The following is a 17555-nucleotide window of genomic DNA, read 5'->3' on the forward strand; positions in this document are numbered from 1 at the left end:
CGCCGCGCGCACCAGCGGTTCTCGGCGTCGCCGCGGTTCGCTGGCACGGCCCCCGGCTTCACCCTGAACCGGCTGCAGATACCCGCCGCCCCAACTGAGAGATACACCAATGACGACAGCGCCGCTGATCCGCACCCTGCAGGATATCGAGCAGATCGAGAAAACCCCGCTCAGTGCTCGCGACCTGCCCACCAGCACCTACGAGCTGATCCGCCGCACGGCCGTCGCCCAGCCGGACACCCCGGCGCTGTCGTTCATCCTCCAGGGCGACGGCGAGGAACAGCCGCTGCGCCTGAGCTACGCCGAGCTGCTGGGCAAGATCACCCAGACCGCCAACGCCTTCCACCGCCTCGGCCTGCGCCCAGGCAAGGCGGTGTCCTTCCTGCTGCCCAACCTGCCGCAGACCCACTTCACCATCTGGGGCGGCGAAGCGGCCGGCATCGTCAACGCGATCAACCCGCTGCTCGAGCCCGAGCATATCGCCGAGCTGATCCACGCCTCGGACTCCGAGCTGCTGGTCACCCTGGCCCCCTTCCCCGGCACCGACCTGTGGGCCAAGGTCGAGGCCCTGCGCGGCCAGTTGCCGGCGCTCAAGGCGGTGCTCTGCGTGGATCTCGCCAACCTGCTGCCGGAGCCCCAGCGCAGCGCGCTCAAGGCCCAACGCGGGGCGCTGCCGGACGGCGTGCTGGACTTCGACGAGACCATCGCCGCCTGCCCGAGCGACCACCTGGAGAGCGGCCGGATCATCCAGGCCGAGGACATCGCCAGCTACTTCCACACCGGCGGCACCACCGGCACGCCCAAGCTGGCGCCGCACAGCCACGCCAACGAGGTGGCCATGGCCTACAGCATGAACCTGGTGACCCGCTTCGCCCCCGGCGACGTGACCCTCTGCGGCCTGCCGCTGTTTCACGTCAACGGCGTGATCGTCACCGGACTGACCGCCTTCATCGGCGGCGCCGAGGTGCTGCTGGCCACCCCGCAGGGCTATCGCAACCCCAAGCTGATCGGCAATTTCTGGAAGATCATCGAGCGCCACAAGGTCAGCTTCTTCAGCGGCGTGCCGACCATCTATGCCGGCCTGCTGCAGGTGCCCAGCGCGGGGCATGACCTGAGCTCGCTGAAATACGCCCTGTGCGGCGCCGCGCCGATGCCGGTGGCGCTGATCCGCCAGTTCGAGGCCAAGACCGGACTGTGCCTGATCGAAGGCTACGGCCTTACCGAAGGCACCTGCGGCAGCTGCGCCAATCCGCCGGCCGGCGAACGCCGCCCCGGCTCCATCGGCCTGCGCATGCCCTACTGCGAGGTGCGCATCAAGCTGCTCGACGAGCAGGGACAGTACCTGCGCGAGGCCGCGCCCAACGAGATCGGCAACCTGTGCATCCGCGGCGCCACGGTGTTCAAGGGTTACCTGCAGGCGAGCAAGAACACCGGCATCTGGGTCGACGGCGACTGGTTCAATACCGGTGACCTCGGCCGCATGGACGAAGACGGCTACATCTGGCTGACCGGGCGCAGCAAGGACCTGATCATCCGCGGCGGCCACAATATCGACCCGCAGCTGATCGAGGAGGCGCTGCACAAGCACCCGGCCGTGGCCCTGGCCGCCGCGGTCGGCAAGCCGGACGAGAAGGCCGGCGAACTGCCGGTGGTCTACGTCCAGCTCAAGCCCGACGCCCAGGCCGGCGAGGCCGAGTTGCTCGAACATGCCGCCGCGCATATTCCCGAGCGCGCCGCGGTGCCCAAGGACGTCTGGATAGTCGAGGCCATTCCGCTGACCGCGGTGGGCAAGACCTTCAAGCCGGCGCTGCGCTTCGATGCCATCGCCCGCGTCTACCAGGCGGCGCTGGCCGAGCTGGAGCCGGCGATCCGCGTCGAGGTGCTCGGCGACGACCAGGCCGGCCAGCTCGCCCATATCCACCTGCCGCGCCGCGACCCGGCGCTGGCCGCGGCCGTGCGCGAACGCCTGGCCGGCTTCGCCGTCGGCCACCGCCTCCACCTACCCGACTGAAGTCGCCGCGCAGGGACGCGCGCCAGTCGACAGCCTGGCACCAACGTACAACCGCTGGTCGGCCGAACTTTGGCCGAGCATTGCCAGGGGCCCTACCCGGGAATAATGTCGAGACGCTATTGCACCACGACAAGGAGCGTTTGCGATGCCATCTGGCCTCGACGCCCCGCCAGGCCCGGCAACATCGCGATGAAACCGGCGCACTGGCAGGCAGACCTGCAGCAAATCCAACGACTGCGACTGTTCCACAAAGTCGCCGCCAGCAGCCTCGACCAGTTGCTGCGGGAATTTCGCGCCTGCGAACTGGAAGCCGGCGAAGTCCTGCTCTCCCCGTTCAACCGCAACCAGCACCTCTACCTGCTGATCGAGGGCCAGCTGCGCGTCTACCTCGGCTCGCTGGACAACCAACCGGTCGGCACCCTGGAAGTCGGCGACTGCGCCGGCGAGATCAGCTTCATCGACAACGAGCATCCCAGCGCCTACGTGGTCGCCGAGCGGCCCTCCACCGTGCTGCGCCTGCACCGCGAGTCGCTGATCGCGCTGTTCCAGCAATCGCCGCAACTGATGCAGAACCTCCTGGAGCAGCTTTGCGAACGGGTGCGCCGGGGCAACCGGCTGATCCTCGACAGCGAGCAGAATGCCAATATCGACACCCTCACCGGCAGCTTCAACCGGCGCTGGCTGGAGCACGTGTTCGAGCGCGAAAGCACCCGCTGCGCCTTCAACGACGAGCCGCTGTCGCTGCTGATGCTGGATGTCGACCACTTCAAGGCCTACAACGACCAGCACGGCCACCTGGCCGGCGACTACGCCCTGTGCCTGGTGGCGCATACCCTGCGCAACCAGCTGCGGCCGAAGGACAGCCTGGTGCGCTTCGGCGGCGAGGAGTTCGTCATCCTCCTGCCGGAGATCGCCGACCAGGGCGCGCGCGGCATCGGCGAGCGCCTGCGCCAGAGCCTGGAACGCATCGGCTCCTTCTATTCGCCGGTCGGCGTGCTGCCGGGGGTGACCATCTCCATCGGCCTGGCGCAGATGCGCCACCAGGACAGCCTGCAGAGCCTGATCGCCCGCGCCGACGCTGCGCTGTACCAGGCCAAGCAGCAGGGACGCAACTGCCTCTGCGGTTAAGCCCTGCTCACCATGGTGCGCAGGGCGCACCCTACTCCAGGGCGCACCGCTTCCCTGCTAGAGTGGCCGGCATAACAACACGCCTGGATGGCCACCCTTTATGCGCAAACTGCTGATCGCCCTGCTGCTGCTCGCCCCGCTTTCCGCCCTGGCCTTTTTCGGCCTGCCCCAGGTGCTCGATGCACAGATGAACAGCGTCGCCTCGCCGCCGCCCTACCCCGCCAGCGCCAGCGCGCAGCAGCTGCACCAGGGCCTGTTCGTCGCCGACCTGCACGACGACGCCCTGCTCTGGGAACGCGACCTGCTCAAACGCTACGACTATGGCCACTCCGACCTGCCGCGCATGCTCGAAGGGCGCCTCGGCCTGCAGGTGTTCTCCACCGTGACCAAGACCCCGCGCGGGCTGAACATGGAAAGCAATGCCGGCGACAGCGACAACATCACCCTGCTGGCCATGGCCCAGCGCTGGCCGCGCGCGACCTGGGACAGCCTGCTGCAGCGCGCGCTGTACCAGGCCGAGAAACTGCGCGAGGCCGCAGACGCCAGCGACGGGCGCCTGGTGCTGATCCGCAACCGCGCCGAGCTGACCCGCTTCGTCGAGGCCTGGCGGCAGGATCCGCAGCGAGTCGCCGCGCTGCTCGCCACCGAGGGCCTGCAGCCCATCGAGGGCAAGCTGGAGAACGTCGACGCGCTGTACGACGCTGGTTTCCGCATCGCCGGCCTGACCCACTTCTTCGACAATGAAGTCGGCGGCTCGGCCCATGGCCTGGAGAAAGGCGGCCTGACCCCGTTGGGTCGCCAGGTGATCGAACGCCTGGAAGAGAAAGCCATGCTGGTCGACCTGGCCCACGCCTCGCGGCCGCTGATCGACGACGTGCTGGCCATGGCCACGCGCCCGGTGCTGGTGTCGCACACCGGCGTCGAGGGCACCTGCCCCGGCACGCGCAACCTCAGCGACAAGCACCTGCAGGCCATCGCCGCCACCGGCGGGGTGATCGGCATCGGCTACTGGAGCACCGCGGTGTGCGACACCTCGGTCGCCGCCATCGTCCGCGCCATCCGTTATACGGCGGACAAGGTCGGCGTCGCGCACGTGGCCCTGGGCTCGGACTTCAACGGCACCGTGCACACGCCGTTCGACGTCACCGGCCTGGCCCAGCTCACCGAAGGCCTGCAGGGCGCCGGCTTCTCCCCCGAGCAGATCGCCGCGATCATGGGCGGCAACGTGCAGCGCCTGCTGCTGGCCAGCCTGCCGGCGAAATAAGCCGCACAGCGCGTTCGCCCCTTGACAGGGGCGAGCGAGGCACTTCGCCGCGCCCGCGTCTTGCATTACACTGGCGGCCGTTCATTCCTTAACCAATCGATGAGAAGCCCGTGCTCAAAGCACTCAAGAAAATGTTCGGCAAAGCCGAAGGCGAACTGCCCCAACCGGCCACCGCGCCCGTAGCGCCCGCCCAGGCCCAGGCCGGCGGTCAGGAAAAACCCAGCCGCATGCCCAAGCCTGCGCGCCAGCCCGAGACCGCTGCCGCCAGCGCGGCAACCAGCGCGGAACGCCCCGCCCGTCCGGCCAAGGCCGACAAGCCGCGCCGCGAGCGCCCGGCCAAGCCGGTGGACACCTGGAAGCTGGAAGACTTCGTGGTCGAGCCGGTCGAAGGCAAGACCCGCTTCCACGACTTCAAGCTGGCCCCCGAGCTGATGCACGCCATCCACGACCTCGGCTTCCCCTACTGCACGCCGATCCAGGCCGGCGTGCTGGGCTACACCCTCAAGGGCCAGGACGCCATCGGCCGGGCCCAGACCGGCACCGGCAAGACCGCCGCCTTCCTCATTTCGATCATCACCCAGCTGCTGCAGACGCCGCCGCCGAAAGAGCGCTACATGGGCGAGCCGCGCGCGCTGATCATCGCGCCGACCCGCGAGCTGGTGGTGCAGATCGCCAAGGACGCCGCCGCGCTGACCAAGTACACCGGCCTCAACGTCATGCAGTTCGTCGGTGGCATGGACTTCGACAAGCAGCTCAAGCAGCTCGAATCGCGCTTCTGCGACATCCTGGTGGCCACCCCGGGCCGCCTGCTGGACTTCAACCAGCGCGGCGAGGTGCACCTGGACATGGTCGAGGTGATGGTGCTCGACGAAGCCGACCGCATGCTCGACATGGGCTTCATCCCCCAAGTGCGCCAGATCATCCGCCAGACCCCGATGAAGGGCGAGCGCCAGACCCTGCTGTTCTCCGCCACCTTCACCGACGACGTGATGAACCTGGCCAAGCAGTGGACAGTCAACCCGGCCATCGTCGAGATCGAGCCGGAGAACGTCGCCAGCGACAGCGTCGAGCAGCACGTCTACGCCGTGGCCAGCAGCGACAAGTACAAGCTGCTGTACAACCTCATCACGCAGAACGACTGGACGCGGGTGATGGTCTTCGCCAACCGCAAGGACGAGGTGCGCCGCATCGAGGAACGCCTGACCCGCGACGGCGTCAGCGCCGTGCAGATGTCCGGCGACGTGCCGCAGCACAAGCGCATCCGCGCCCTGGAGGGCTTCCGCGAGGGCAAGATCCGCGTCATGGTCGCCACCGACGTGGCCGGCCGCGGCATCCACGTCGACGCCATCAGCCACGTGATCAACTTCACCCTGCCGGAAGACCCGGACGACTACGTGCACCGCATCGGCCGTACCGGCCGCGCCGGCAGCAGCGGCACCTCGATCAGCTTCGCCGGCGAGGACGACGCCTTCGCCCTGCCGCCGATCGAGGCGCTGATCGGGCGCAAGATCCAGTGCGAGATGCCGCCGGACGAACTGCTCAAGCCGGTGCCGCGCAAGCACCACTGAGTCGCGCCGCCGCACCAGCAGAAGGCGAAGCCCCAGGGCTTCGCCTTTTTTGTTGGCGATGTCAGCGCGGGTCGTTGCATAGCCTGCAGGAGCGGATTTATCCGCGAAATACGCCCGGGCGCCATCGCTTCTGTGCCGATAGCAGCTTTGTCCATGCGTCATCCACGGACAGCCGGCGGCCATGCCCCTTGTCGAGCAGATACCAATAAGTCCAGAATGGACAAATAAGTTCATTCCGGATACCGCCGCCATGCCCAGCACCCCGCCCTATCTGATCCATCGGGCCGAAGCCGCCCAACTCCTCGCCCGCGTCGATGTCGTGCAGGCCATGCGCGAGCTGTTCCGCAGCCTGGCGCGCGGCCAGGCGGTGCAGCCGGCGCAGCAGCTGGTGGAGTTTCCTGGCGGCGGCGACTTCATCAACTACCTCGGCGTGCTGGCCGAGCAGCGCGTCTACGGGGTCAAGACCTCGCCCTACATCCCCGGCGAGCGCGGCGCCATCGTCACCGCCTGGACCCTGCTGATGTCGATGGACGACGGCCAGCCGCTGCTGCTGTGCGATGCCGGCGAACTCACCACCGCCCGCACCGCGGCCACCACCGCCGTGGCGCTGGACGCCCTGGCGCCGGCCGCGGCCAACCGCCTGGCGGTGATCGGCAGCGGCCCGGTGGCGCGCGCCCATGTGCGTTACGCGCAGGGCCTGCGCGACTGGCAGAGCATTCGCCTGTACTCGCCGAGCCTGGCCGGCAAACCCGCCACCACGCAGCAGGAGCTGCTGCAGCTCGACACGCGCCTGCAGCTGTGCGCCAGCCAGGCCGAGGCCTGCGCCGATGCCGAGGTGATCATGCTGTGCACCTCCTCGGCCGGCCCGGTGCTCGACCCCGCCACGCTCGAGCAGCCGGCGCTGATCACCTCGATCAGCACCAACGCGCCGCGCGCCCACGAGGTGCCGCCGGCCAGCCTGGCGCAGATGGACGTCTACTGCGACTACCGCGCCACCACCCCGGCCAGCGCCGGCGAGATGCGCCTGGCCAGCGAGCAGCACCTGTGGGACCGCGCGCTGATCCGCGGCGACCTGGCCGAACTGCTCGACGGCTCGGCGCCCCTGCCCGACTACCGCCGCCCGGCATTCTTCCGCTCCATCGGCCTGGGTCTGGAAGACGTCGCCCTGGCCCAGGCGCTCCACCAACTCAAGCAGGCCGCGGAGGGCTGAGCATGCAACACGCCGACTACCTGATCGTCGGCGCCGGTATCGCCGGCGCCTCCACCGGCTACTTCCTCGCCGGCCAGGGCAAGACCATCGTCCTGGAGCGCGAGCGCCAGCCCGGCTACCACAGCACCGGCCGTTCGGCGGCGCTGTACACCGTGGCCTACGGCACGCCGCAGGTACGCGCGCTGACCGCCGCCAGCCGCGCCTTCTACGACGCGCCGCCGCCCGGCTTCGCCGAGCACCCGCTGCTCAGCCCGCGCGGCGAACTGGTGGTGGACTTCAGCGGCGATGCCGCCGAGCTGCAGCGCCAGTTCGACAAAGCCCGCGCCCAGGTGCCCGAGGCCCGCCTGCTCGATGCCGACCAGGCCTGTGCGCTGGTGCCGGTGCTGCGCCGCGACAAGGTCCAGGGCGCCCTGTTCGACCCCAGCGCCGCCGACATCGACACCGATGCCCTGCACCAGGGCTACCTGCGCGGCATTCGCCAGCAGGGCGGGGAGATCCACAACGATCGCGAAGTGCAGGCCATCGCCCGCGACGGCGACGCCTGGCTGGTCGACTGCGGCGCCGAGCAGTACCGCGCGCCGGTGCTGGTCAACGCCGCCGGCGCCTGGTGCGACGAGCTCGCCGGGCTGGCCGGGGTCGCCCCCATCGGCCTGGTGCCCAAGCGCCGCGCCGCCTTCACCTTCCACGGCCCGGAGGGCGTCGACTGCCACGCCTGGCCCTGCGTGGTGGACCTGCACGAAGCCTTCTACTTCAAGCCCGACGCCGGCCAACTGCTCGGCTCGCCGGCCAACGCCGACCCGGTGGCGCCGCACGACGTGCAGCCGGAGGAGCTGGACATCGCCATGGGCATCTACCAGATCGAGGAGCACACCAGCCTGAGCATCCGCCGCCCGGCGCACACCTGGGCCGGGCTGCGCAGCTTCGTCGCCGACGGCGACCTGGTGGCCGGCTACGACGGCCAGGCCGAGGGCTTCTTCTGGGTCGCCGCCCAGGGCGGCTACGGCATCCAGACCAGCGCGGCGATGGGTCAGGCCAGCGCCGCGCTGATCCGCCGCCAGCCGCTGCCCGAGGCGCTGACCCGCTTCGGCCTCGACGAAGCCATGCTCAGCCCGGCGCGGCTGCGCCAGTAGCCCAGATGCAGTCCGGGGGTGCCTTGATGACGCCCCCGGCGCTTTGCGGCACACTCGTCGCGCCGACCCAGGAGCCCACCGCATGACGCCCCGCCCCGCCGCCGATCTCGACAACTACCGCGCCATCGCCGACGCCATCGCCACCCTGTTCTTCCCCCACGCCGAGGTGGTGCTGCACGACCTGCGGACGCAGAAGATCGACCATATCGCCAACAACATCTCCAAGCGCGCGGTGGGCGATGACGCCGCCCTGGAGGACATGCTCGACGACGCCGGCGACGCACGCAGCATCGGCCCCTACGAGAAGCTCAACTGGGACGGGCAGAAGATCCGCTCGGTCAGCAGCGTGCTGCGCGACGCCGGCGGCAAGCCGGTCGCGGTGCTGTGCATCAACCTCAATATCTCGCTGTTCGAGAGCGCCCGTCAGGCACTCGACCTGTTCCTCTCGGCGAACAAGCTGATCCCCCAGCCTGACGCGCTGTTTCGCGACGACTGGCAGGAGCGCATCAACACCTTCCTCCACGCCTGGCTGCGCCAGCGCCAGCTCGGCCTCAACCTGCTGACCCGCGAGCACAAGCGCGAACTGGTCGAGGCGCTGCACGCCGAAGGCGCGTTCAAGGGCAAGAGCGCCGCCAACTACGTGGCCAACGTGCTGAACATGGGCCGGGCGACGGTGTACAAGCACCTCAAGGAAATCAAGGGCGAAAGCTGAGAGCCAGCCCGCCGGCAAGCGCCGGCGGGCTCGCCGCGTCACTTCTGGCTGTAGCTCTGGATCAGGTTGGCGTAGGCCGGCAGGTGGCCGCCTAGGATGCCGCCGAAGCCTTCGATGTCGTTGCGCCAGTCGCGGTGCAGTTCGCAACCGACGCTGAACCAGTTGAGCATCTGCGCCCCGGCGTGGGCCATGCGCATCAGCGCGGCGTCGCGCACGCTGGTGTTGAAGGTGCCCGAGGCGTCGGTGACGACGAACACCTCATAGCCGGCCTGCAGCGCCGACAGGGTCGGGAAGGCCACGCAGACGTCGGTGACCACCCCGGCGATGATCAGCTGCTTGCGCCCGGTGGCCTCGATGGCCTTGACGAAATCGGCGTTGTCCCAGGCGTTGATCTGCCCCGGCCGGGCGATATAGGGCGCATCGGGGAACATGGCCTTGAGTTCGGGCACGATCGGCCCGTTGGGGCCGTTCTCGAAGCTGGTGGTGAGGATGGTCGGCAGGTTGAAGAACTTGGCGATGTCGGCCAGCGCCAGCACGTTGTTCTTGAACTCGTCCGGCGTGTAGTCGCGCACCAGCGAGAGCAGGCCGGCCTGGTGGTCGACCAGCAGCACGACGGCATCGTCCTTGTTCAGGCGGTTATAGGTGAAAGACATGGCGCAGTCTCCTGTGGCGGTGAGGGAGCCCGGTTGCGGGCGTGAACCCAAAGCCTAGCCCGACTCGGCGGCCTCGACCTCCCGCCGCACGACGAAATGGTTTTTCGCTCAAACCGAACAATCCAGCTCCCGGCGAGGCGTTATGCTGAACAGCACACTGGCTCAACGCGTGCACCGCCATGAAACTGGATATTGCGGAAATCGAGACCTTTCTACGCGTCGCCGAACTGGGCAGCGTCAGCCTGGCCGCCCAGCAGCTGGGGGTGGCCAAGTCGGTGGTGAGCAAACGCCTCAGCGACCTGGAACGCCACCTCGGCGCCCGCCTGCTGTTCCGCTCGACGCGCAAGGTCGCCCCGACCGACAGCGGCCAGCGCTTCTACCGCCAGGCCAGGGCCGCGCTCGAAGAACTGCGGGCCGCCGCCGAGGCCGTCGCCAGCGAGGACGGCAGCCTGGCCGGCAGCCTGCGCATCCTCGCACCGATGAGCTTTGGCACGCTGTGGCTGGCGCCGCAACTGACGAGCTTCATGCGCCTGCATCCGCAACTGGAAGTGGCGCTGCAACTGGACGACCGGGTCAGCGACTTCGAGCGCGAGGGCTACGACCTGTGCCTGCGCATCTCGCGCCTGCACGACCGCGCGCTGATCGCCCGCCGCCTGGGCAGCAGCCCGCGGGTGGTGTGCTGCAGCCCGGACTACATCCGCGCCCACGGCGCCCCCGAGCGCCTCGAGCAGCTGCTCGAACACCCCTGCATCGGTTACTGCAACCTGAGCGCCGAACAGCTCTGGTCGTTCGACGACCCCGCCGCGCCCCAGCGCCCGCTGACCCTGGCGCCCGGCGGGCGCTTCACCAGCAACAACGGTGAGGCCATGCGCGATGCGGCGCTGGCCGGACTGGGCCTGGCGGTGCTGCCGCGCTTTATCGTCCAGCCCGACCTGCAGGCCGGCCGCCTGCTGCAGGTACTGCCCGAGGCGCGGCCCACGGCCGATGAGATCCACGCCCTCTACCCGCGTTCGCACCGCGCCTCGGTCAAGATCCAGGCGCTGTGCGACTTCCTCCAGCAGGCGCTGCACGCGGCCGCCTGGACGACCGACGGCGCGCGCTGAGCTCAGGTTTCCACGCCCGGCTCGAAGCCTTCGCCCGCGGCATCCGGCTCGGCCTCGGGCTGCTCGGCCGGCTCTTCCTGCGCAGGCTTGCCGAGCGCCCGGTTGGCCGACTCCTGCAGCGTGTCAACCTGCTTGTTCAGCTGCTCCACCGCCTCGCCGACGGCGTCGTCGAGCAGGGCCTGGGCCTGCTGCTCGGCTTCCTCGACGAGCTTCTGGGCGGACTGCTCGGCCGCCTCGCATCCGGCCAGCAAGACCAGCGCCAGGCCGAGCGCGGAAAGGGAAAGGCTGCGTAACGGGCTATGCATACAACGTCCTCTTGGGTGACGCCTGCGCGTCGGTCGATGGGGGATGGGGCGCTCAGTCCGCGAGCGATTTCGGCGCGCTCGCCGGCGGCTGGCCACGGGTCTTGTACAGCGACAGCAGCACGCCACCGATCAGCAGGCCGAGGGTCACGCCCAGCGACACCGCCGCCGGAATCTTGCCGATGATACCGACCAGGAAGATCTTCGCGCCGATGAACACCAGCACCAGGGCCAGCGCGTACTTGAGGTAGGCGAAGCGGTGGATCAGCGCCGCCAGGGCGAAATACAGGGCACGCAGACCGAGGATGGCGAAGATGTTCGAGGTGTAGACGATGAACGGATCCTGGGTGATGGCGAAGATCGCCGGCACGCTGTCGATGGCGAACATCAGGTCGGCGCACTCGATCAGAATCAGCGCCAGGAACAGCGGCGTCACCCACAGCACGCTGCGGCCGTTGCCGTCGTCCTGACGCACGAAGAAGCGCTCGCCATGCAGCTCGTCGGTCACGCGCAGATGCTTGCGCAGGAACTTCACCAGCAGGTTGTTTTCCAGATCGGGCGCATCGTCGAGCTTGGCGAACAGCATCTTCACCCCGGTGAAGAACAGGAAGGCGCCGAACAGGTAGAGAATCCAGCTGAACTCGTGGATCAGCGCCGCTCCCAGGCCGATCATGATGGCGCGCAGCACCAGCACGCCCATGATCCCCCAGAACAGCACCTTGTGCTGGTACTGCCGCGGGATCGCCAGGAAGCTGAAGATCATCGCCATGAGGAACACGTTGTCCATCGACAGCGATTTTTCGATCAGAAAGCCGGTGAGGTAATCCATGCTGGCGTCGCCGCCTTTCTGGAAGAACACCCAGACGCCGAACAGCAGGCCCGCGGTGATGTAGCCGGCCGACAGCAGCAGGCTCTCGCGCACGCCGATTTCGCGGTTGTCGCGATGCAGCACGCCCAGGTCGAAGGCCAGCAGGGAGATGACGACGGCGATGAAGACCAGCCACAACCAGGTGGCGGTGCCGAGGAACTCGGCGAAGAGAAACGGTTCTAGGGCAGTCATGGAGCCCCTCCTACAGTCAGATTGAACAGACTGTGATTCCGACATCGCGGTGTTAACCGCCAGAGGGGCCCGGCATCACGGCGCAAAGATACTCAGGCGGCGAACACCGCTCAACCGCGCAGAGTTTGCAAAGTATTTCCCGTTTGCCGCCGCCCCAAGGGACCGCAGCCGCCTTGAGGCGCCCGCTTGCCGGCGATGAGTACGACGGCGCCAGGATCGCCCGCAAGCGGGCTCCTGCGGGTTCGCTGTCGCACTCAACCTTGGCAAAGGCTTCAGAACAACCCCAGCTGGCCGTCCACCAGGCGCTCGAAATCGCCGCCGACGAAGGGCAGGATGGCATCGGCCACCGGTTTCAGCTGGCGACTGAGGTAGTGCTCGTAGTCGATGGGTGACAGCAGGCACTCCAGCGGCTGCGGCCCGGCGGTGGTGATCAGGTAGCCGATCCAGCCGCCGCGCTGGTACTGCAGCGGCCGGCCGAGGCGCTGGTTGTGTTCGTCGGCGCTGCGCGCGGCGCGCACGTGCGGCGGCACGTTGCGCTGGTAGTCGTCGAGGCGCCGACGCAGGCGTTTGCGATAGACCAGCAGCTCGTCCAGCTCGCCAGCCAGGGTGCGTTTGACGTAGTCGCGCACGTAGTCCTCATAGGGCTGGCCGGCGAACACCAGGCGGTACAGCTCCTGCTGGAAGCGCTGGGCCAGCGGCGACCAGTCGCTGCGCACCGTCTCCAGGCCCTTGAACACCATGCGTTCGCTGCCATCCGCCGCACGCACCAGGCCGGCATAGCGCTTCTTGCTGCCCTCCTCGGTGCCGCGAATAGTGGGCATCAGAAAGCGCCGGTAATGGGTCTCGAACTGCAGCTCCAGGGCGCTGACCAGACCATGCTCCTGCTGCAGATGTTCGCGCCACCAGGCATTGACCCTTGATACCAGGGCGCGGCCGATCTGCGCCGCCTCGGCCTCGTCGTGGGCGCGGCCGAGCCAGACGAAGGTCGAATCGGTGTCGCCGTAGATCACCGCATGGCCCTCGGCTTCGATCAGCTCGCGGGTGCGCTTCATGATCTGGTGCCCGCGCAGGGTGATGGACGAGGCCAGGCGCGGGTCGAAGAAGCGGCAGCCACTGGAGCCGAGCACCCCGTAGAAGGCGTTCATGATGATCTTCAGCGCCTGCGACAACGCCGCGTTGCCCCCGCGCTTGGCCGCCTCGCGCCCCTGCCAGACCCGCTCGACTATGGCCGGCAGGCAGTGCCGGGTACGCGAGAAGCGCGCGCCGCGAAAGCCCTCCACCGAATGCGCATCGTCCGGCTGCTGCAGCCCCTCCACCAGCCCCACCGGGTCGATCAGGAAGCTGCGGATGATCGACGGATATAGGCTCTTGTAGTCCAGCACCAGCACCGAGTCGTACAGACCGGGGCGCGAATCCATGACGAAACCGCCAGGGCTGTTCTCGCCCCGAATGTCGCCGAGGTTCGGCGCGACGAAGCCCAGGCGGTGCATCGGCGGCAGGTACAGGTGGGTGAAGGCCGCCACCGAACCGCCGCTGCGGTCGGCGGCCAGGCCGGTGACACTGGAGCGCTCGAGGAGGAAGGCGAGCAGGTCGGTGTGGGCGAAGATGCGCGTGACCAGCTCGCAGTCCTTGAGGTTGTAGTGCGCCAGCGCCGGCTTGTCCTCGTCGAACATGCGCTGGATCTCGTCCATCCGCGCATAGGGGGTGTCGATGGCCTTGCCTTCGCCGAGCAGGGTCTGCGCCACCGACTCCAGGCTGAACGAGGGGAAGCTCCAGGTCGCCGAGCGCAGCGCCTCGATGCCGTCGATGATCAGCCGCCCGGCGGCCTCGGCAAAGTAGTGCTGGCTGCTGTTGTGCTGACGCCAGCCCATCACGTCGCCGCCGCGGCCCAGGCGCAGCGGCACCTTGAGCTGCTCGGCGTGCTCGCGCAGCACGCGCAGGTCGAACTGCACCAGGTTCCAGCCGATGATGGCGTCGGGATCGAAGCGCGCCAGCCAGTCATTCAGCCGTTCGAGCAGGGCCTTGCGGCTGTCGCAGTACTCCAGCTCGAAATCCACGCCGCCGGCATCGCCATTGGCCGGGCCGAGCATATACACCTGGCGCTGGCCGCAGCCCTCCAGGGCGATGGAATACAGCTCGCCGCGGGCGCTGGTCTCGATGTCCAGCGACACCAGGCGCAGCGTCGGGCGGTAATCGGCGGCGGGCTTGAGCGACGTGCAGAGCAGGCTGCCGTCTTCCTGGGCAGTGCCCGCGAAGCTGACGGAGGCGGTGATAAAGCGCTCCATCAGGTAACGCTCCGGCGGTCGGATATCGGCCTCGTAGACGTCCACGCCGACCTGGCGCAACTTCTTCTCCAGCTGCAGCAACTGGCGGTACTGGCGGCAGTACAGGCCCAGCACCGGGCGGCGCTTGAAGTCGCGCAGGGCCAGCTCGCGCAGCTCGACGCCCTTTTCATCGCGCAGCAGCGGCTCGGCCCAGGCGCGCTGCTCGGCCGGGATAAAGGCCACCGACTCCTGCCGCGGCAGGCGCACCTGGCGCGGGCCGCCATCGGTGGCCAGCCAGAAGGCCACTTCGGTGCCTTCCGGCGTGTCGCGCCAATGGCGGCTGAGCACGAAGCCTTGCTGGGGTTGCGTCATCATCGTTTCAGGCAAGCACGGCCTACCCCTCTCCCGCTTACGGGAGAGGCGAGAAACAGCCTCTGCCGCTGCCCATCACCTCGAACCAAACTGGCCGGCCATTCTACGCCAGCGGTTACAATGGCGCCTTTTCCGCGGAGCGCTTCGATGAGCAGCCAACCTCCCTACGGCACGGGCGACGCCTCCTACCAGGCGGCCGGCGGCAGCGACGGCCTGCGCCGTCTGGTCGACGATTTCTACCGGCTGATGGACGAACGCCCCGAGGCCGCCGCCCTGCGCGCCCTGCACCCGGCCTCCTTAAGTGCCTCGCGCGACAAGCTGGCGTGCTTTCTCAGTGGCTGGCTGGGCGGGCCAAGGCTGTTCGCCGAGAAGTACGGCAGCATCAGCATCCCCAGCTTCCATGCGCAGTGGCCGATCGACGAGGCCCTGGCCGAGAGCTGGCTGAGCTGCATGGCCGGCGCCATCGCCCTGCAGCCCTATGAGCCGGCCTTCGCCGACTACCTGCTGGCCCAGTTGCGCGTGCCCGCGCAGCGCATCGTCCAGGCCAGCCACAACCGACACCAGAGTGGAAAACCGACATGAGCCTCGAGCTGATCATCGAAGACCTGCAACCGGGCGACGGCAAGGCCGTGGTCAAGGGCGCCCTGATCACCACCCAGTACCGCGGCTGGCTGGAGGACGGCAGCGAGTTCGACTCCTCCTACTCGCGCGGCAAGCCCTTCCAGTGCGTGATCGGCACCGGCCGGGTAATCAAGGGCTGGGACCAGGGCCTGATGGGCATGCAGGTGGGCGGCAAGCGCAAGCTGCTGGTGCCCGCGCACCTGGGCTATGGCGAGCGCACCATGGGTTCGATACCGCCAAACGCCAACCTGATCTTCGAAATCGAGCTGCTGGAAGTGCTGACCCGCGATGACTGACGCCGCCCTCGTCACCCTACGCGAGCATTTGTTGAATGCGCTGGCGCACCATCCGGGCGCCGAAACCCGCCGCCTGTTCCACGGTCGTGGCCGCTGCTGGCCGGGGCTGGAGCAGATCACCGTCGACTGGCTGTCCGGGATCGTCCTGGTGATGCTGTTTCGCGAGCCTTCGCCGGCGTTAAAGCCGCTACTGATCGAGCTGCTGCAGACGCCGCAGTGGCAGGCCAGCGGCGCCCGCGGCCTGCTGCTGCAGCACCGCTACGTGCAGGGTAGCGAGAGCGAATGGCTGGCCGGCGAGCCCCAGGCGCAGTGGCCGATTCTCGAAGACGGCCTGCGCTACCTGCTCGACCTGGGCAGCAAGCAGAACAGCGGGCTGTTTCTCGACATGCGCCTGGGCCGCCAGTGGGTGCGTGAGCAGGCCGCCGGCAAGCGCGTGCTCAACCTGTTCGCCTACACCTGCGGCTTCTCGGTGGCGGCCATCGCCGGCGACGCCGAGCGGGTGGTCAACCTGGACATGGCGCGCGCGGCGCTGTCGCGCGGGCGCGACAACCATCGCCTGAACGAGCATGACCTCGCCCGGGTGGAGTTTCTCGGCCACGAGCTGTTCAAGTCCTGGGGCAAGGTGCGCAAGAGCGGGTCCTATGACCTGGTGATCATCGACCCGCCGAGCTTCCAGAAAGGCAGCTTCGCCCTCACCCAGGACTACCGCAAGATCCTCCGCCGCCTGCCCGAACTGCTCGGCGAGCGCGGCACCGTGCTGGCCTGCGTCAACGACCCGGATATCGGCCCGGACTTTCTCATCGACGGCATGGCCGAGGAGGCGCCGCAGCTGCGTTTTGTGCGGCGCCTGGACAACCCGCCGGAGTTTCCCGACATCTCGGCCGAAAGCGGCCTGAAGGCGCTGGTGTTCCAGCTGTAGCCCGGATGCTATCCGGGCTGCGCGGCGTGGCGCCGGCCGATCCACAGGCTGCGCCGTGCGCACCGCGCGGGGGCCCGGCGCGGTGCGCCTCGTTCAGTCGCCGTAGATGTCGAAGCTGAAGTAGCGCTGCTGGATCTGCTGATACTTGCCGTTGGCGCGGATCGCGGCGATGGCGGCGTTGAGCTTGCCGAGCAGCTCGCTGTCGCCCTTGCGCACGGCGATGCCGGCGCCCTCGCCGAAGTAGGCCGGGTCGGTGAAGGACGGCCCGACGAAGGCGAAGCCCTTGCCGTTGTCGGTCTTGAGGAAGCCCTCCTCCACCGGAATGGCGTCGGCCAGGGTGCCGTCCAGGCGCCCGGAGATCAGGTCCAGGTAGATTTCGTTCTGCGAGCTGTAGCGCACCACCTGCACGCCCTGGGCGGCCATCACCTCGCTGGCGAAGCGGTCGGTGGTGGTGGCGCGCTGCACGCCGATGCGCTTGCCCTTGAGGTTGGCGAAGTCGGCGTCGACCGTGCTGCCTTCCTTCATCACCAGGCGCGCCGGGCTGTAGTAGTACTTGCCGGTGAAGTCCACCGACTTGCGCCGCTCGTCGGTGATGGTCATGGACGAGAGGATGGCGTCGACCTTCTTCACCTTGAGCGAGGGGATCAGGCCGTCGAACTCCTGCTCGACCCACTGGCACTGCACCTTCATCTCGGCGCACAGGGCGTTGCCGATGTCCACGTCGAAGCCGGCGATCTCGCCGCTGGCCTCCTTGTAGGCGAACGGCGGGTAGGCCGCCTCGATACCCAGGCGCAGTGGCTTGTCGGCGGCGAACGGGCTGGAAGCCATCAGGCTCAGGGCGATGGCGCCCAGCCAGGCGAGTTTCTTCATGGACGTGTCTCCTGCTGCGGAATGAACGAGTCCGCCGCGCGCGACAAGGCGACGGAACCCGGTGGGAAGGCG

16 protein-coding genes are annotated in these 17555 nt (G+C 68.4%); 11 read left to right on the plus strand and 5 right to left on the minus strand.

The annotated features are described in order from the left end of the window. Positions 1-109 precede the first annotated feature (109 nt). The 7 genes from EA796_RS12665 (at position 110) to EA796_RS12695 (ending at position 9023) form a co-directional block, all read left to right on the plus strand. Complete coding sequence (locus EA796_RS12665) at positions 110-2011, plus strand: acyl-CoA synthetase (RefSeq protein WP_122108863.1); 1902 nt, start codon at positions 110-112, stop codon at positions 2009-2011. A 189-nt stretch (positions 2012-2200) separates the two neighbouring features. Continuing rightward, the gene (locus EA796_RS12670; RefSeq protein ID WP_122108864.1) at positions 2201-3139 is read left to right on the plus strand and encodes a GGDEF domain-containing protein; all 939 of its coding nucleotides are present in this window, start codon (positions 2201-2203) and stop codon (positions 3137-3139) included. A 100-nt stretch (positions 3140-3239) separates the two neighbouring features. After that, positions 3240-4403: a dipeptidase gene (locus tag EA796_RS12675; RefSeq protein ID WP_122108865.1), complete on the plus strand. Its 1164-nt coding sequence runs from the start codon at positions 3240-3242 to the stop codon at positions 4401-4403. A gap of 110 nt (positions 4404-4513) precedes the next feature. Then, complete coding sequence (gene rhlB / locus EA796_RS12680; RefSeq protein WP_122108866.1) at positions 4514-5971, plus strand: ATP-dependent RNA helicase RhlB; 1458 nt, start codon at positions 4514-4516, stop codon at positions 5969-5971. Between the two features lie 250 nt (positions 5972-6221). Further along, complete coding sequence (locus tag EA796_RS12685) at positions 6222-7181, plus strand: ornithine cyclodeaminase family protein (protein ID WP_122108867.1); 960 nt, start codon at positions 6222-6224, stop codon at positions 7179-7181. A gap of 2 nt (positions 7182-7183) precedes the next feature. Next, positions 7184-8311 carry an FAD-binding oxidoreductase gene (locus EA796_RS12690; protein ID WP_122108868.1) on the plus strand — a complete coding sequence of 376 codons (1128 nt, stop codon included), beginning with the start codon at positions 7184-7186 and terminating at the stop codon, positions 8309-8311. Positions 8312-8393: 82 nt separating this feature from the next. Continuing rightward, positions 8394-9023: a transcriptional regulator gene (locus EA796_RS12695; RefSeq protein WP_021442469.1), complete on the plus strand. Its 630-nt coding sequence runs from the start codon at positions 8394-8396 to the stop codon at positions 9021-9023. Between the two features lie 38 nt (positions 9024-9061). Here EA796_RS12695 and ycaC read toward each other — a convergent pair whose 3' ends face one another. Then, positions 9062-9676, minus strand: coding sequence for an isochorismate family cysteine hydrolase YcaC (ycaC, locus tag EA796_RS12700; RefSeq protein WP_021442468.1), 615 nt, complete (start codon positions 9674-9676; stop codon positions 9062-9064). 179 nt (positions 9677-9855) lie between these two features. Here ycaC and EA796_RS12705 point away from each other — a divergent pair, with 179 nt between their 5' ends. Further along, positions 9856-10779, plus strand: a complete 924-nt coding sequence (locus tag EA796_RS12705; protein WP_122108869.1) for a LysR family transcriptional regulator — start codon at positions 9856-9858, stop codon at positions 10777-10779. A 2-nt stretch (positions 10780-10781) separates the two neighbouring features. Here EA796_RS12705 and EA796_RS12710 read toward each other — a convergent pair whose 3' ends face one another. The 3 genes from EA796_RS12710 to EA796_RS12720 all read right to left on the minus strand — a co-directional run bounded on the left by EA796_RS12710 (position 10782) and on the right by EA796_RS12720 (position 14777). Then, a complete protein-coding gene (locus EA796_RS12710) occupies positions 10782-11084 on the minus strand; it encodes a hypothetical protein (protein WP_122108870.1) in 303 nt (100 codons plus the stop codon). A gap of 52 nt (positions 11085-11136) precedes the next feature. Further along, the gene (locus EA796_RS12715; protein WP_122108871.1) at positions 11137-12141 is read right to left on the minus strand and encodes a TerC family protein; all 1005 of its coding nucleotides are present in this window, start codon (positions 12139-12141) and stop codon (positions 11137-11139) included. Between the two features lie 272 nt (positions 12142-12413). Continuing rightward, complete coding sequence (locus EA796_RS12720) at positions 12414-14777, minus strand: DNA polymerase II (protein ID WP_178082560.1); 2364 nt, start codon at positions 14775-14777, stop codon at positions 12414-12416. A 147-nt stretch (positions 14778-14924) separates the two neighbouring features. Between EA796_RS12720 and EA796_RS12725 the strand changes: the two genes are divergently transcribed. From EA796_RS12725 to EA796_RS12735, 3 genes are read left to right on the plus strand one after another with little or no spacing between them, the layout of a single operon-like run. After that, the gene (locus EA796_RS12725; protein ID WP_256679210.1) at positions 14925-15359 is read left to right on the plus strand and encodes a group II truncated hemoglobin; all 435 of its coding nucleotides are present in this window, start codon (positions 14925-14927) and stop codon (positions 15357-15359) included. Further along, entirely contained in the window at positions 15356-15694 is a 339-nt protein-coding gene (locus EA796_RS12730) for an FKBP-type peptidyl-prolyl cis-trans isomerase (RefSeq protein ID WP_122108874.1), read from the plus strand. Before EA796_RS12725 ends, EA796_RS12730 begins: the two co-directional genes overlap by 4 nt. After that, entirely contained in the window at positions 15687-16613 is a 927-nt protein-coding gene (locus tag EA796_RS12735; protein ID WP_122108875.1) for a class I SAM-dependent methyltransferase, read from the plus strand. Before EA796_RS12730 ends, EA796_RS12735 begins: the two co-directional genes overlap by 8 nt. A gap of 93 nt (positions 16614-16706) precedes the next feature. Here EA796_RS12735 and EA796_RS12740 read toward each other — a convergent pair whose 3' ends face one another. Further along, positions 16707-17483, minus strand: coding sequence for an ABC transporter substrate-binding protein (locus tag EA796_RS12740; protein WP_021442460.1), 777 nt, complete (start codon positions 17481-17483; stop codon positions 16707-16709). Between the last annotated feature and the right edge of the window lie 72 nt (positions 17484-17555).

Source organism: Pseudomonas sp. AOB-7 (genome assembly GCF_003696305.1).
Taxonomy (GTDB): Bacteria; Pseudomonadota; Gammaproteobacteria; order Pseudomonadales; family Pseudomonadaceae; genus Aquipseudomonas.